Below are 1788 nucleotides of genomic sequence, written 5' to 3'. Positions count from 1 at the left end.
GAAACTCGATCCGCCCGTGGGAAGCGTCTGGCCTTCTTTCAATCGTTGCTTTGCGGTGACTCCGAAAAAGACCGAGACGTACACGCTCACCGCTTCGGACTCCGCTGGCCATTCGAAAACGGCCAGTCTCACCGTCACCGTGTTACCTCGTTGATTGTCTCCTGCTGTCATTGATAAGGGTACGGTTGCTGGACGTAGCTCATACGTAACAGCACTTCAGAATAATCCCAACCTCGTTCTGACCGTTCTTATATTGGAGGTGCTTAGGAACTCCTTGATGACAAACACTCTTAAATGCCCTGTCTGCGGCAAGCCTCTGACCCAGGCCGAATACGACAAAGCGCTGGGAATTTGGAAAGACAAACAGGAACACATAAAGCACCTCGAAAACGAACAAGAAAAGTTAAAGCGTAAAGAGTTTCTCTTGAAGCAGCGGGCCAAGAAACAAGAAAGGGATTTCAAACAACGGGAGTCGAAGTTACGCTCAGAGACTAGCCAGCGACTAGCAAAACAAGAACAACGCACCTCTGAGAGGCTGAGAAACCAAAAGGCTGCACTCGAAAGCTCATTCAGTAGGAAAATCAAGGCTGAGGTCAAGAAGGGCGTCGAGCAGGGCGTGGCCCTGCAAAGAGATAAACTCAGAAAGCAAGAGATAGATCTCAGAAAAAGCAAAAACAAAATGTCTCAACTCGAGAAGAGCCTGAAAATATCTGCAAAGAAATATGACCAAGCAAGCGAGGAAATTAAGCGACTTAAAGAACAGATCGAGAAGGGCATAACCCCACAGATCGAGGGGCTCTTGGAGGAGAGCAAGCTACTAAACAAGCTCAGAGAGCTATTTCCGCACGACAAGTTCGAACATCCCGGGAAAGGCGGGGACATCATCCAATTTGTAATCGAAAGAAGCAGCGAAATCGGACGCATTGTCTACGAGTGCAAGCGCGTCAAACATTTCGACAGGAAGCACATCGACCAGGCGAGAGAAGCACGCCGGTTCCGTGAGGCCGACTTTGCCGTTCTTGTAACGAACGCATTTCCATCGAAGCGGCAGTACTATTTTGTCGAGAAAAGTGTCTTTGTGATCAGCCCTATCAGCTTAGAACCCATTACGTACACTCTTAGGGAAAGCCTCGTGAGGATGGCCATGCTGAGAATGACAAACGAAGCGAAGCAAAGAGCCGTACAGCGAGTGTACGATTACCTTTCTAGTGCGGACTACAACGGTAAAATGAATGACATCGCAAGCCAGCTTCTTGACCTGGGCAAAGAGTTGAAATCCGAGATTGTGTCTCATCGACGAACTTGGAAGAAGAGATATCAAGTTTACGGTACGTTATTCAACGACATCGGAGCGATTGACTACAGCCTAAGAGAGTTAGCTCACCCTCGCTTAGAGACCAAACCCAAGCTACTTCCACCACCGAAGAAGGCATTCGTCCAAATAGATGAACTAGAGAGCTGAACAAGTGAAAAGCTTGGGACTCTTCTTAATCCTCGAAGAGACTCGAATACGCATCACTTCTCGCAGCCGGTTTGAACCGGAAGCGGCGCTGGCGCCGGCAGCGGCTGCAGGTGCAATCCCGTGAGCTGCGCGTTCAACGATTGAAGGTCTTGATTCACCAGGCCGTTCCACTGGCCCAGCGCCGTGTTTAGGTCTCCGCAGTAATCGTCGAACGCGATCTTCATCCCTGAAGTTGGCGCGGCGTCGGCGCTGTCAACGAGCGTCGCCAGCCCGCCGAATTCGCCGTTCAGCAGGGCAAAGCTCGGCTTCGGCTTTCCCTGACCGAA

2 protein-coding genes are annotated in these 1788 nt (G+C 50.4%); one reads left to right on the top strand and one right to left on the bottom strand.

The genetic code is table 11. The annotated features are described in order from the left end of the window. Positions 1-277: 277 nt before the first annotated feature. Entirely contained in the window at positions 278-1462 is a 1185-nt protein-coding gene (locus VGS11_04900; GenBank protein HEV2119426.1) for a DUF2130 domain-containing protein, read from the top strand. 53 nt (positions 1463-1515) lie between these two features. Here VGS11_04900 and VGS11_04895 read toward each other — a convergent pair. Next, positions 1516-1788: hypothetical protein (locus VGS11_04895; GenBank protein ID HEV2119425.1), on the bottom strand; the 273-nt coding region annotated here is incomplete at its 5' end.

This window comes from Candidatus Bathyarchaeia archaeon, from assembly GCA_035935655.1.
In the GTDB taxonomy this organism is placed as follows: Archaea; Thermoproteota; Bathyarchaeia; order 40CM-2-53-6; family 40CM-2-53-6; genus 40CM-2-53-6.
The sequence above is the reverse complement of the archived record's forward strand: the minus strand, read 5'-3'. Positions and strand labels throughout refer to the sequence as shown.

Bases quoted from the DNA above. Each gene is read 5' to 3' on its own strand.
- VGS11_04900 (HEV2119426.1), top strand. From the start codon at position 278: ATGACAAACACTCTTAAATGCCCTGTCTGCGGCAAGCCTCTGACCCAG.